The sequence below is a fragment of the Pantoea sp. ABR1s genome, assembly GCF_057812235.1.
Map to the genome: position 1 here is coordinate 138,271 of NZ_JBSZSY010000004.1, position 13,849 is coordinate 152,119.

The following is a 13,849-nucleotide window of genomic DNA, read 5'->3' on the forward strand; positions in this document are numbered from 1 at the left end:
ACTTTTTGCGCCATCGCTGCCCGCTAATGCTATATCGGGCGCGTGATTTGCAGCGTTTTTACACTTCATCAGACTCTTTTTACGCCTTTTTTACAGGCCGTTCGGTTTAATTAACGGCACCGGGCATTTACGTGACAACGTTACACGATGGCGGTCACAACCCGATTTTGCAAAAAGCGTCTGCAGGCATTAAGTGGACAGGGTGCACATTCATGAGTGGTTTTCTCCAGTTTATTCTCCGACCTCCTATTAATAGCGGCTCGCTGCCAGGCACTGGTGCCTCTCCGCAGCGGGTTCTTAAGGAATACAGCATGTCAGGCCTTATTCTTGTTTCGCATAATCAATGTCAACGTTCGACGCTTACTGCAATTTATGACGGCATCCTTTCCCGTCAGGGAGGCGTCTGGATTAGCTGGGATGGTGAAAGCAGGGTGATGCCTCCGGATGCGTCAAGACCCTACGCCGTGCAGCAGATGGGTCAGTATGAAACCGTGACCTTCCCGTATACGCCTGGCGAGCTTAATGAGGGGTACCACAATTATATTCATAAAGGGCTCTGGCCTGTTTTTCATCAGCGTCCGGACATGGCTCGTTTTTCCGCCAGCGGCTATCAGGAATATAAAAACATCAATAAAGCCTATGCGCGCGCCATCTGCGAAAACGCCGCACCCGACGATGTTATCTGGATTCAGGATTACCATCTGCTAGGTTGTGCCACCTATATCCGTGAAGAAGGATTGACCAACTTAGTGGGTATTTTTCTGCATCAACCTTTCCCGGCTGGCAGAATGTTTGAAACCATACCCGAATGGCGCTGGTTCACTGACTCTCTGTTATGTTGTGATCTGATTGGCTTTCAGACCGTGCAGGATATGAATAACTTCCTGGTCTGGCTGGAGAGCGAATTCCGTATAGAACGGCTGGAAGCGCAAAGCTTTCGTGTTCATGGCCGGATTATCAGGGTGGGTGTGTTTCCTGTCGGAATAGATCTTGACGATGTCCAGTCTCTGCGTGATAGCAACAGCTGTGCTTACATGGAAATGCAGTGCCGCGAAAGCCTGCCCGAAAATACCGTGCTAAGCGGCGGCCATCTTGATGAGAGTTCAGGTCTGCCTTACCGGATCAGCACTATGGAAGTGTTGCTGCGAAAACATGATTGCTACCAGAAAAATATCACGCTGTTGCAGCTGGCGCCTCCTGCAGCCGGACACGCACATGATGCGTCAGAACTCGGTCACGCTCTGGAAGCACTGTGTGGGGAGCTTAATGGCGTGCATGGCACAATGAACTGGTATCCGGTGAACTATCTGACTCATGGCTACAGCCGCGAAGAGCAGGCTGGCATCTATCGTGCCTCACGCGTTGCGCTGGTGACGCCGTTGATGGCAGGCATGAGCCTGATGGCCAAAATGTATATCGCCTTACAGGACCCGAAAAATCCCGGGGTGCTTATCCTCTCGCAGTTTGCCGGTGCAGCCGGGCAGATGGAGGGTGCCATCATCGTCAATCCTTATGATCCTGATGCAATGGCCAGTGCGGTACATCGTGCATTGCAGATGCCGTTACACGAACGGCGGTCTCTGCATGCCCGTCTGATCAAGGGACTGCATATGCACAACAGCCATCACTGGGCTGAGTCATTTTTGCGCATGCTGAACGCTGAGCCAACTGCCCCGGAAGCCTTGCCGTCGCCTGCCTTTTTTCCGCACCTGAGCAGTAGCCGGGCGAGGTACTGAGGTTTATAGGTTAAAACGGCGATTTTAAAAGGGATGGTGTGGACGTCAAACAGCATCACGCTGATATAGAGCGGGGCAGGTAAAAATTTTACCTGCTTATTCATGTGCTCTTTGAATTTGCACTCGATAATATGAGGTTAAGGTTCTCATCGAACGAAGGCGTCACTACAGGTCTTAGCTTCCCGTGAGGGCAGCTATTCAGGTTCGTTCTGTCATCACGTTACGCAGTTCTTCCCTGAGCCAGCGCAGTGACAAATCGTTATCAAGCCGTTTATGCCAGAGCAGTGACAGGGCTATTTCCGGTGTTTCAATGGGTACCGGGCTACAGCATAAACCGTAATGCGTCACCCACTCATCCGATAGCCCGGCGGGAACGGTGGCTAACGCGGGTGCGCGCGCCAGCAGCGGAGGCAGAGAGGAAAAATGTGGCGTCACGTAGCGAATCGAACGGGCCTTTCCTGATGCCGCAAGCTGGTCATCGATGGCGCTCCAGTTCGCCCCTCGATAGGAAACCAGCAGATGATCATGCGCCACATAATCCTCCAGCGTCAGCGGTGCATGCAACGAAAGCTGTTCCGGGTGCCACAACGTACAAAAGTTGTGTGACACAATCTTCTCGCGCTGGAGTGTGGCGGGTGTGCTCTCGCCAACCGAAATGGCAAGATCGATCTCGCCACGCGCGACCAGTTCTGCATCCCGGAAGGGATCGCTGGCCGTGACCTGAAGCGTCACGCCGGGAGCGGTGCGCGTGATGCGCGCATACAGTCCCGGCATCAGCCAGCGTTCAACCCAGTCGCTCATCCCAAGCCGAAAAACATGTGTCGCCTCAGAAGGCGTGAAGGATGCTGGCTGAAACAATACGTTCTGCATCTGTGCCATTAACGGGCCCAGCTCAGCGATCAGCGCTTCAGCACGCGGGGTAGGCTCCATGCCTTTCGCCGTGCGCACAAACAGTGGATCGCTGAACATGACCCGCAACCGGGCCAGTGCATTACTGACCGCTGGCTGACCCAGATGCAGCTTTTCTGCCGCACGCGACACGCTGCCTTCCCGCTTCAGAACCAACAACACCGTCAGTAAATTCAGGTCGATTCGATGAAAATCATTTTCTCTGATAGTGAGCATCAGTTTAATCAATTTGAGTGATACAGGTTGAGTAAGGATACTGCCCACCACGTTGTGATGAAACTTTCTGGAGAGATATTTATGAAAATTTTACTGATGCTGGTGGCTTCTCTCATCGCGTTCAGTCCGGTCTATGCTGCCGAACAGACCTCTGCGGGGGATCAGCAAGCTCCGGGTTATTACCGGATGACATTGGGGAAATTACGCATTACCGCGGTTTCCGACGGCACGGTAACCGTTCCCCTGAATAAATTACTGACTAACATTTCGCCTGAAAAACTAAACCATGCAATGGCCAGAGATTCGATGACGCCGCAGGCCGAAACATCAATCAATGCCTTCGTTATCGATGATGGTAAAAAGCGCATTTTAATCGACACCGGGGCCGGTGAGCTTTTTGGACACAATGGCGGACATCTGCTGACTAATCTGGCCGCCGCTGGCTATCCGGCAGAGTCGATCGATGCCGTACTCTTAACCCATATTCATGCCGATCATTCAGGCGGTGTATCACGCGCGGGCAAGCCTGCTTTTCCAAAGGCCGAAGTGTTCGTGGATAAACGGGATGTCGATTTCTGGCTTAATCCGGCTAACGTCAGCAGGGTAGAGACTAGTCAGGCCCATACCTTTGCAGAATCTGAACGGACTCTTCGCCCGGTCATCAATGCTGGCCTGCTTAAAACGTTTATGGCACCAGCCACATTACCGGGGGGAATCCGTGCAGAGTCGACAGCCGGCCACACGCCGGGTAGCGTACTTTATCGCGTAGAGAGTGAAGGCCAGACCCTGGTGTTGTGGGGAGATATTATCCATGACAAAGCGGTGCAAATGCCCGATCCTGAAGTGGCCATCCATTTTGATGTCAATCAGAAGCAGGCTATCACTACACGTGAAAGGGTACTGAAACAGGCTGCAGATCAGGGCTACTGGGTGGCTGCGGCGCATATCGCCTTCCCTGGCCTGGGCCATGTTCAGCATGAAGGTAACGCTTATCGCTGGGTGCCCGCTAATTACACTACGCAGCTCCGGCAGTAGGTTTTTAACTAAAAAATGTAATAATATCAGGGAGAAAAGTTTTGATGTGAGTTAACAGGCGGCGCTGACTAATTTTGAGGATGCCAGAGGCCAGGTGTACGGTCCAAGTGACCAAAGCGCTGCTGGATAAGAAGAAAGTTGAGACGCTTAACTGGGTGCCTTATAAGCTGATTACGCCTGAGAATTACCAAAGCTTCTCTGCTCAGAATGCAGGATAATTTCTGGTTCAGAAATAACGTTAACCTCTCCTGTTGTTCACATGAAAGTAAATGACCGCATCTGACAAAAACGGACATGCGCGCGAGTTCAGGACCGCTTTAATTAAAAACGGAAACTGGCGTGCATATATTGTCAGCTTGTGGTTCTGATGTGTTCTCGCTTTATCCCTTTCAGATGCCGTCGCGATCGGCGCAAAATGGTTTGCCGCTCAGATTTGGCCATCTAAGAAAATTTCCCACAACGCTTCTACCGCGCGGGACATCCTCGCTGCGGGTCTGAACAGCCGGATCTCTATGGGTATCCAGAGTGCGCTCTCCTTATTAGCTGCTACGGTAATCGAGCCAGCATCAACATCCGGCGCTGCCGGTGTTTCCGGCAGCCAGGCAACGCCATCTCCGGCTTTAACCATGGCGAGTAATGTAGCAGCAAGATCGGCCGTGAAGGCAATATCCATTCCACGTCTGGCCCGGTTAACCTGTGAGGTATTAGACAGGATGCGGCCCAGACCGGACTCTGCAGAATAGGAGAGGAAAGGAAACTTCTTACCGCCTGACGCATGGAATAGAGGCTCACGCGTTGTCGGATCGCATCGTGAATACGGCTGTAAAACTTCCCGTCCAAGCCGGACGCTGAGATATTTCGACTGATCGAGATAGATGTGCATATGAGGATGGTAATAAGAAAGCAGAAATTGCGCGTCACCTTTCTCAATCATGCGCTCGCAGGCACTTAATGTGTCAGACAGCAGGCGAAATGATCCGAAGCGGGCAATTTTTTCGTTGTTCCGCATCAGTGCCGGAAAAAAAGAAAATGACAGCGCGTGCGTGGCGGAAAAAATAACATCCGGCCTGGCTTCTCCTGCGGCCTCGATAGATTCACTCCTCAGTGTATAAAGCGCACGAATAAGTTCCGGCACCTGCCTGACGAAAACCTCTCCGGCGCGGGTCAGGCTGACGCCCCGACGATTTCTTTCAAAAATTGGCGTGCCAAGCCACTCTTCTAGCGAGACGATTCTGCGGCTGAATGCAGGCTGTGTCACATATCGTGAAGCTGCCGCACGGGAAAAATTGAGTGATTGCGCCAGCGCAATACAGTCTTCAAGCCAGGTTAACTCCAGGTGATGCCGATTTTGCATTACAGGCTGCCTCTTTGGCATTAGAACGGAACCCACGTACTGCTTAGGATAATAGCAGACAGAACAATCAGGTCCTTTAACACTACGCTACTTCATTGTGCCGATGAATACCGATAAACAGATGGCATGACATAACTGATTGCGTAGGTATTTTAGTAAAACAGTCTTTGACTGAGAACTACCGGAGAGATCATGCGCATCCTTGATGTTGTAGAAATTACCAAACCCATTGCTTCCCCTATTCGTAACGCGTACATCGATTTCAGCAAGATGACGACAAGCCTGGTCGCCGTTGTGACAGATGTTGAAGTCGACGGGCGCCGTGTAGTGGGATACGGCTTTAACTCTAACGGCCGTTATGGCCAGGGTGGCCTCATCCGGGAACGCTTCCGTGACCGCATCCTGGAAGCCGATCCCGAAAGCCTGCTGAATGCCAAAGGTAACAACCTGGATCCGCATAAAGTCTGGGCTGTGATGATGAGCAACGAAAAGCCTGGCGGTCATGGCGAGCGTTCAGTTGCAGTGGGAACCCTGGACATGGCCATCTGGGATGCAACGGCAAAAATTGCAAACAAGCCGCTGTTCCGCCTGCTGGCCGAAATGAAGGGCGTTGAGGCTAATCCGCGCGTCTTCGTCTATGCGGCTGGGGGTTACTACTATCCGGGTAAAGACCCTGGCGCACTGCGACAGGAAATGCGCGGCTACCTGAACCGCGGCTATAACGTTGTGAAAATGAAAATCGGTGGTGCCTCTCTGGACGAAGACCGCCGCCGTATTGAGGCCGTACTGGAAGAAATCGGCAGCGAAGCGCGCCTCGCCGTTGATGCTAATGGTCGCTTTGATCTGGAAACCGGTATTGCCTACGCAAAAATGCTGCGTGAATTCCCGCTCTTTTGGTACGAAGAGGTTGGCGATCCGCTCGATTATTCTCTGCAGGCAGCCCTGTCGGAGTTCTATCCAGGCGCAATGGCAACGGGCGAAAACCTCTTTTCTCATCAGGACGCGCGAAACCTGCTGCGATATGGCGGCATGCGTCCGGATCGCGACTATCTGCAATTTGACTGCGCGCTCTCCTATGGGCTGGTTGAGTATCTGCGCACACTGGATGTGCTGGAGCAGTTTGGCTGGTCACCGTCACGCTGCATACCTCATGGCGGCCATCAGATGTCCCTGAATATCGCCGCAGGCCTCGGTCTGGGCGGTAACGAAAGCTATCCTGATCTGTTCCAGCCTTACGGCGGTTTCCCGGACTTGGTAAAAGTTGAAGATGGCCATATTATTATGCCGGAACTGCCGGGTATCGGTTTCGAAGGCAAATCAGACCTTATTAAAGAAATGCGGGCGCTGGCTGAATAAGTTTTCGCTTACATTACGGCATATTTAATGTCACTGCGCCCCTCGTTAAGCCGAGGGGTTGCGGAAAAATATCAATCTCTTAATTAACCTGACGCCTCAGGAAGAATAAATTTCTCTGAATCTGAGAGGAGAGGGCGTTATTGAACTGACAAACGGCAGCGTTGTTAATAATTCCTGGTTGAAGGGCTTGCTTTGATTCAGGCACAACATCTTCTTGTAGGTATATCAGCCATCCAATGAATTATCGGCATTCAGATATTATTTTTGGATTAGATATGCACTGGAAATTTTTAGAAATATCAGGCATTTCGAACCACTCATTAACCCTGGTGCCCGGCCTGTTTATCCGCGCCTTTTGCTTTCAGATCGCTCATTTCTCCGTTACATCCTACGGGTAATGAATAAAAAATTTTGACTGATATTTAAAAGAATCTGAAATCAGCATTTCCTCCCCCTGCCACAGTGTTAAATGAGGAAGTTATCATGAGTGAGAAAACTCTCAAGGGTCATGCGCTTATCGGAAATAAACGCTGGACAATTATATTACCTGCCGTATTCATCATGTATACCATTTCATTTTTTGATCGGGTAAATATAGGTATGGCGCTGCCCCATATAAAAGCTGAAATGGGCCTGAGTCCTGTTGAAGCCGGCTGGCTTGGCGGTGCCTTTGCCTGGGGTTACGTCGCCACGCAATTTACCGCAGGATGGCTGGCTCTCCGTTTTGGATCACGGAAAATAATAGGCATCAGCCTGTTTCTGTTTGGGGCCTGCGCAATGCTTACCGGCCTGACGCGTAACTTCGGTGAACTGGTAGCGATCCGTTTCTTACTGGGCATCGCTGAAGGTCCAATTCAGGCCGCCACGGCCATGTTCCTGGCCCAGTGGTTTATGAAGCCTGAAAGGGGGCGGGCATTCGGAATCTGGAATCTTAGCCTGGGTGCGGGCGCGTTTCTGGCCGGTCCGATATCTGGCTGGATCCTTGCACATCATAACTGGCGCATGATGATGGTGATTGAAGGTGCACCGGCCTGGCTGTTCTGCATCATCTGGTTTTATCTGGTACCCAAAAGTATTCAGGCCGCTAGCTGGCTGAGTGCCGAAGATCGGGATTATATCCAGAAAGACCTGGCCGCTGAGCAGTCAAACTACAGGAATGAGAAATCCGATCCCTGGTGGACCATTCTCAAAATACCGGCCCTCTGGCTGATGCTGATCGGCTACTCCCTGCATAGCATGCTCGCTTACGGTTTTACGCTCTGGCTGCCGACAGCTCTCAAAGGGTATGGCACGCTCAGTGAATTTATGGTTGGTCTCATCAGCGGGATGCCTTTCCTGATGACGATGCTGGGCATCTGGTATATCACCCGGCGTTCAGATAAGTACAACCAGGAGCGACGACTGCATGCCGCTATTCCCACCGTCCTCTGTGGTGTGGCATTACTGGCTGCCGCTTTTGTGCCGCTGTCATATTACTGGGCTCAGATAGGTTTGTTCATGTTTGTCGGCCTGACAATGAAGATGCTGGTGCCACTGGTTTACGTCAGGCTGACTGAAATTCTCCCGACAAAGAAAGCCGTCCCTGCGGTGGCTTTTGTCGGCGCATGCAGTAACTTCATTGGACAGTCTGGCGGCCCCCTTGTTGCCGGATACCTCAAGCATCTGGGTGGTGGTAGTGATATGACGCTGGCATGGGGTGTTCTGGGGCTGTTCTCTATTGTGGGTGGCGTGCTGTTTGCCCTTGCCGTGGGACGTGAGGAACGCATCCGGGACTTCAGCAAGGCATTCTCTGTGTCTTCACACAGAGCAGTATCAACACGTCAATAATAAAGCGGAATCTTCACACTGCCATCGAACGCCCGATCGGGCAGGATGCGCGGATCAGCATTAAGCACTCTTGTGCACCTGTGGAATTATCATGCTCATCCCCGGCGTGTATCTCTCTCAATACCTGACTGTTACAGCCCGTACTTCACGGGCTTCAGAATGCCTACAATCCCACCAGCGTGATATGTTTCTTTATTGTCAGCGCTTTATACAACGCTTTTGCCAGCGTGCCTGGTTCCACACCTGATTGAGCGCCCTCGGAATCGGTCCAGAACGATTTGATGCGCAGTATAGTGTTGATACTCGTTACGCGTTCCATTTCCAGCACGGCCAGCACAGGATGGCGCATTTCGCCATGTTCCTCTGTCGCATCCGCCTGGATCACTGCGGCGCGGGATGCCTGACTGTCAAAGATAACGTGGCAGCGTACGCCGTTCAGGTTGAGTATGCCGATGACTTCATAAAGGCACTCAACAGCCTCTGCACTGTAGGATGCGGGCACAACAAACATAACAGATCCTTCTGAAGTGAAATTTAATGAGCAGCCAGCATAGGCGAACTGTAATCAGAGGAGAAGTTACTGTTTTTGAATGAAAAATGTAGAGTTCTAAGGTTACGATAACGCGCGTTATTTTCACTCCAGTTTTCGCTGGTACTATCAATAACTGACGTGTAACCCGATCATGGCGGTGGGGTGCGGATTTGACTTAAGGAAAGGCCAGCAGGTGGCAGGTTAATCGTTCCAGTGGGGAATGTATTTATCTATATGCGCAACGCGTTAGCTGTGTGTTTCAGCCACTTAACAGGATGAACATCAGATTAAGTTTAAGATTTTTCGCGCTCTTCAATCGCTCATTTCTCAATCCGGCCGTCACGTTTAACCGTAAGCCATCAGTATGACATCAGGTGCTGACTCATATATTGTTGTTATCCGTGTAGCAGACCAGTCAGTATGGGTATCAGCTATGTGCCCGATTTTGTCGTACGTGAATCTTTGGATTCGGGGCAACTGAAAGAGGTATTGCCCGGTTACTGTACCAGGCAGGGGTATTTCTCGGCACTCTGGCCGGCCAGCCGATATCTCTCATCGAGAATACGCTGCTTTATCGTTTTTATTGCTGAGTCAGGCCTGTCTCTGTAATCCGTATCGGGAAGTTAATGCTTTCTGAAATCGTATGCACTTTTATGCTTAATTCAAAATCATAAACGTCCGTTTCTGGCATAGAGCAGAGCATTGCCCGTTATATGCAAAAAGCGGATGTTACGTTTATTTGCCTTTATTAGATTATTAAGAGTTATTTATATTGTATGAAGATATTCAATTGGTGCTCATTGAGTCACCTTTTGCTATCGACTAATTCTAAAGCTATAAGTTCTTTATACATTAGGTAAGGCATCATTGGGCTCTTATATACAAAACCCATCCTCATTAAATCAAAGGCGTTGCCAGAAATTCCGGTCGCTGTTCGGCTAGCAATGTAAACCCGGCCAATTCCGGGTACAGCGCACGGCTGACGGTATCCGGCAGCATCAATTCTGTAAAACTCCAGGCCACTGCGATGCTGATACCGGCCACGGACAGCATGTCAGGATGACTTTCCCGCAGCCCGTTCTCCAGCGTCTGCCAGGCACCATGCAGTTGTTGAGTTACGCGATCCACCCAGGGCTGGTGCTGTTTTTCTTCCGGCCTGAGACGCTGTTCGTACACAATCTGCACCGCTTTTTCGCAGGCTGCCAGGGCGAAGCCGGTAAGATGCAGATCCCGGAACTCTTCCACGCCGGACGCTGATGTAGGTGCAGGCGAATGACCGCAATATTTCTCAAGGTAATGAATGATTAGTGTGGAATCGATCAGCACCTGATTATCATCTGTGATAAGCGTTGGAACTTTAACGGCCGGGTTAATTTTCGTTAAGGCATCAAAATCGCCGAATACCGAAAGCGGGCGATGCTCGAATTGAATACCCAATACTTTCATGTAAATAGCAACCCGTCTGACATAGGGTGAATCCAGCATTCCGATAAGGATCATGGCTCTACCTCATATTATGTTGATTAACAAAATCAATTACCTGTGCGGCGACTGGCAAGGGGGCATCTTCCATTAAAAAGTGTCCGGCCTGTTCAAAGATATGCAGCGTGGAAGAGACGATGTCGCGCTGCAAACGCCTTGCATACTCAACGGGTTGCCATTCATCTTCGGCGCCCCATAAAATCTGTACTGACAGCCGGAGTTGCGGCAATTTTTCTGCAAAGTCACTGGTGTAACACTCATTATAGTGCGCAACCTGATGCTGATAAAATGAAGGTTGCGCTACCACACCACAAAGCGGTGCAAGATAACTATCCAGCCGCTGCTCTGTCATACGATCCTTATTAAAAACAGCCATCTTTAACTGGCGACACATCGCGCGGTAATGCTCAGTGGCGGGGATCAGCGCATAATCCGCATAGTGATCCCGCATATCTTTCCATGTGGGCGAAGGCCAGGAATCGTAGCTCGGAATATCCGCAATCGTAAGCGTCTTCACAAGGGATGGGTTGTCGAACGCCAGTCTGAGTGAAATGGCCCCACCGATATCGTGACCAAAAAGATCTGTTTTTTTGAGCTGCCAGTGTTCAAGCAGTTTCAGCAGAAAACCGACTTGAGCGGCAACCGAGGTATCAGCCGTCAAAGGGCGCTCTGACGCGCCAAACCCAGCCAGGTCATACAGATGAACATGAAAACCCGCATCGACAAATACCGGCACCAGTGACTGCCAGATTACTGAGTGTGCGGGCGTGCCATGAACCAGCACCAGAGGTCTTCCTGAACCATGGACTCCGGTCGCAATGCGACAACCATTTATCAGAACGTCGTCATTCAGTAATGGGTTATTAGCGGGCATCGGCTTTCTCCGTTATGTTTGTTTCAGTCAGGCTATCCGTTGACTGAATATGACACCAGTGACATTCTTTCCCGCTGTAATCCTACTTTTGTCATACAAAAATGAACAAACGACTCTCCGTTGACTCACTCAGAGTGTTCCGGACCGTGCTGCAAACGGGCAATATGAGTAAGGCCGCATTACTCCTCAACCTGAGCCAGTCCGCTGTAAGCTGGAAGCTCAGACGGCTTGAAGATCAACTTCAATGCCAGCTATTAACGCGCATCGCAGGAAAAGCCGTTCCGACAGAAAAGGGCAGCGTTCTGCTGCAACATGCGGAAAAAATACTCACTGAACACGATCAAGCCGTAGCCTATTTTTCGCCTTCGGCGCTGCGTGGCAAGCTGCGAATCGGGGTCACTGAACACATCTCAATGACTGAAATATGCGGGGTGATTTCAACCTTCACTCACCACCATCCAGAGGTGGATATACAACTGGTGGTGGAGCAAAGTCATCTCCTGCGTCAGCATTTTTCTGAAGGAAGTCTGGAGATCATTTTACATCAGGATTTCACGGGCACGGCATCGATGGAAGATAAGGTATTGTGGAGTGAAAATTTATACTGGTACGCAACGCCTGCCTGGCGACATGACTCGGATAAGAGCCTGAAGCTTATTACCTGGGGACCGGATTGCTATTACCGTAACCTGGCTGAGGAGAAACTTCGCCAGGCAAACATTCCATTTGCTGTGATGCTGGAGTGTCCTTCAGTAGCAGGTATGCTTGCGGCGATAACCACGGGGCTGGGGGTGGGAATACTCAATCAATACAGCGTTGATAAAGCGATTTGTAGCGTGTCTGAACTTGAGAAATTGATGCCTCTGCCGTCGGTCGATTGCCTGCTACGCCTGAATAAACACCGCGTTAATCCAGCAAGCGAGGCCTTCTGCGAGATGCTGACCCGGCTGATGCATAAAGATTGAAAGTGAAGTGGCTGCAATTAGTTGATGAAAAGAGGCGTTGTTAATAATGTCCGCTTCCGACCAGGCGGACATTTTCCCCATCTTCAGCTAACAACCTGAAACTGAAGCCTGCACCGTTAAGGTTATTTTAGCGACAGGGAAGTATCATCTGATGTCGTAAACTGGCACTAAGGCTGAACAAGGCTGTTCTGACGGTCAATGTTAAAGCCAAACACACAAAACCCCAGTAAATCTTTTGCCTCATCCTCCACCCGCGTAATCATAACCAAATCGGTGCTACCGCCGGGCAGCTTTACCTCAAACGGAGGGTAAGGAAGACCTTTTGTCCTGAAATCCTGCAACCAAAGCAGCTTCTCAGCTTGAGACGGTATCACTTCAAAAATATGGCGATGGGTAATGTCCTGCATTGGCCAGCCAACCCGCGCTGCAAAGGTATCACTTGCGTCAACAATCATCAGTTCAGGGCTTAGAAAACAGATAGAGGTGTCAGGCGCAGCATACATCGATGAAATCTGATGCGCGCGCTGCTCAAGAGACATTCGTGCCACACGACTATGAAATTTACGGCCAGAGCCAGCGGTGAGAAAATTATGTGTTTCTTCAGCCGGGATCGGCCTGCTGAATAAGTAGCCTTGTGCATAAGCGCAGCCGATACCCCGCAACATCTCAGCTTGTTCCTCTGTTTCAACACCCTCAGCAATGACGTCCATATCCAGGCTGCGGCCCAAACCGACTACGCTGGAGATAATTTTCCGGCTATCCTTTTTCTGAAGCATTGAACGAATAAAACTGCCATCAATCTTAATCGTGCTGGCGGGAAGCTGGATAAGCCAGGCAAGGCTTGAACAGCCGGTGCCAAAGTCATCCATAGCAATCATACAACCCATTTCAGACAATGCTTCGAGTTCTGCATGAGCCGTCTCTATATCATCGATCAATGCTGTCTCGGTGATTTCAATCCTGAGCCGTGAAAGGCTGAACTGATAACGTTCAGCCAGTTTTCTTAAAATTTCGGGAAGGTGCTTACCGTTCAGTTGTGAAGGAGAAACGTTTATAGACAGAAACTGGTGTTCTGGCCAGGTGCTCGCTGTCATGAATCCCTGAGCGGCCAGACTTGTCATCAGCTCATTGAGTAACCCATGATGTTCCATAGCCGGAATGAACTCAGCCGGAGATACGATAATCCCTTCGGGCAAAATACGCCGTGCCAGCAATTCAAAACCCACTACATGCTGATCCTCAAGTGAGACTATCGGCTGAAAAAAAGGTTTAAACTCGCCCGACTTAATTAGCTGCTGATAGGCTGCACGAGAATCAGTATCTTTCAATCTTTCATTCATTTAAATATCCTGAAACGTATTTCTGTAAGGCATTAATGACCTGAGCGGGAACGGAATAGAAAACCTTTTTTAAAACCCTGTTTTGTTTGCGGCGGAAAAATTAATCTTTTGCAAACGTCATTTTGCGGAGGCCTTAAATTGTCTATGGTTATTAAGTGCGATACACATAGCTATGATGTCAGTGAGCGGGGAAAGTTCATGAACATAAAATACCATACTTATT

General features: G+C 50.2%; 11 protein-coding genes and 1 pseudogene. 6 read left to right on the plus strand and 6 right to left on the minus strand.

Annotated elements, in window-relative coordinates:
- Nucleotides 1–311 precede the first annotated feature (311 nt).
- Nucleotides 312–1,736, plus strand: coding sequence for an alpha,alpha-trehalose-phosphate synthase (UDP-forming) (locus tag ACXKZD_RS21835; RefSeq protein WP_033787098.1), 1,425 nt, complete (start codon nucleotides 312–314; stop codon nucleotides 1,734–1,736).
- A 198-nt stretch (nucleotides 1,737–1,934) separates the two neighbouring features.
- Here the strand turns inward: ACXKZD_RS21835 and ACXKZD_RS21840 are convergent, their stop codons facing one another.
- Nucleotides 1,935–2,861: a LysR family transcriptional regulator gene (locus tag ACXKZD_RS21840; RefSeq protein WP_033787274.1), complete on the minus strand. Its 927-nt coding sequence runs from the start codon at nucleotides 2,859–2,861 to the stop codon at nucleotides 1,935–1,937.
- A gap of 81 nt (nucleotides 2,862–2,942) precedes the next feature.
- Here ACXKZD_RS21840 and ACXKZD_RS21845 point away from each other — a divergent pair, with 81 nt between their 5' ends.
- The gene (locus tag ACXKZD_RS21845; protein ID WP_307618234.1) at nucleotides 2,943–3,896 is read left to right on the plus strand and encodes an MBL fold metallo-hydrolase; all 954 of its coding nucleotides are present in this window, start codon (nucleotides 2,943–2,945) and stop codon (nucleotides 3,894–3,896) included.
- 427 nt (nucleotides 3,897–4,323) lie between these two features.
- Here the strand turns inward: ACXKZD_RS21845 and ACXKZD_RS21850 are convergent, their stop codons facing one another.
- Nucleotides 4,324–5,250 carry a LysR family transcriptional regulator gene (locus ACXKZD_RS21850; RefSeq protein ID WP_488982324.1) on the minus strand — a complete coding sequence of 309 codons (927 nt, stop codon included), beginning with the start codon at nucleotides 5,248–5,250 and terminating at the stop codon, nucleotides 4,324–4,326.
- Nucleotides 5,251–5,442: 192 nt separating this feature from the next.
- Here ACXKZD_RS21850 and ACXKZD_RS21855 point away from each other — a divergent pair, with 192 nt between their 5' ends.
- Both ACXKZD_RS21855 and ACXKZD_RS21860 read left to right on the plus strand, forming a co-directional pair.
- Entirely contained in the window at nucleotides 5,443–6,606 is a 1,164-nt protein-coding gene (locus ACXKZD_RS21855) for a mandelate racemase/muconate lactonizing enzyme family protein (protein WP_488982325.1), read from the plus strand.
- Between the two features lie 483 nt (nucleotides 6,607–7,089).
- Nucleotides 7,090–8,433: an MFS transporter gene (locus ACXKZD_RS21860; protein ID WP_033760599.1), complete on the plus strand. Its 1,344-nt coding sequence runs from the start codon at nucleotides 7,090–7,092 to the stop codon at nucleotides 8,431–8,433.
- Between the two features lie 163 nt (nucleotides 8,434–8,596).
- On the opposite strand, the gene ACXKZD_RS21865 is transcribed toward ACXKZD_RS21860, so the two are convergent.
- Nucleotides 8,597–8,944, minus strand: a complete 348-nt coding sequence (locus ACXKZD_RS21865) for a hypothetical protein (RefSeq protein ID WP_033760596.1) — start codon at nucleotides 8,942–8,944, stop codon at nucleotides 8,597–8,599.
- A 441-nt stretch (nucleotides 8,945–9,385) separates the two neighbouring features.
- On the opposite strand from ACXKZD_RS21865, the pseudogene ACXKZD_RS21870 reads away from it, so the two are divergent.
- Nucleotides 9,386–9,574, plus strand: a pseudogene (locus ACXKZD_RS21870) (LysR substrate-binding domain-containing protein); the annotation flags it as partial.
- A gap of 288 nt (nucleotides 9,575–9,862) precedes the next feature.
- On the opposite strand, the gene ACXKZD_RS21875 reads toward ACXKZD_RS21870, so the two are convergent.
- Together ACXKZD_RS21875 and ACXKZD_RS21880 are read right to left on the minus strand one after the other, a co-directional pair.
- A complete protein-coding gene (locus ACXKZD_RS21875) occupies nucleotides 9,863–10,465 on the minus strand; it encodes a glutathione S-transferase (RefSeq protein ID WP_033760594.1) in 603 nt (200 codons plus the stop codon).
- A 4-nt stretch (nucleotides 10,466–10,469) separates the two neighbouring features.
- Nucleotides 10,470–11,321 (minus strand): alpha/beta fold hydrolase, encoded by an 852-nt coding sequence (locus ACXKZD_RS21880; RefSeq protein WP_033760592.1) that lies wholly within the window; start codon nucleotides 11,319–11,321, stop codon nucleotides 10,470–10,472.
- Nucleotides 11,322–11,422: 101 nt separating this feature from the next.
- Here ACXKZD_RS21880 and ACXKZD_RS21885 point away from each other — a divergent pair, with 101 nt between their 5' ends.
- Nucleotides 11,423–12,286, plus strand: coding sequence for a LysR family transcriptional regulator (locus ACXKZD_RS21885; protein WP_033760582.1), 864 nt, complete (start codon nucleotides 11,423–11,425; stop codon nucleotides 12,284–12,286).
- Between the two features lie 167 nt (nucleotides 12,287–12,453).
- Here the strand turns inward: ACXKZD_RS21885 and ACXKZD_RS21890 are convergent, their stop codons facing one another.
- Nucleotides 12,454–13,626 carry an EAL domain-containing protein gene (locus ACXKZD_RS21890; RefSeq protein WP_033760580.1) on the minus strand — a complete coding sequence of 391 codons (1,173 nt, stop codon included), beginning with the start codon at nucleotides 13,624–13,626 and terminating at the stop codon, nucleotides 12,454–12,456.
- Nucleotides 13,627–13,849 lie beyond the last annotated feature (223 nt).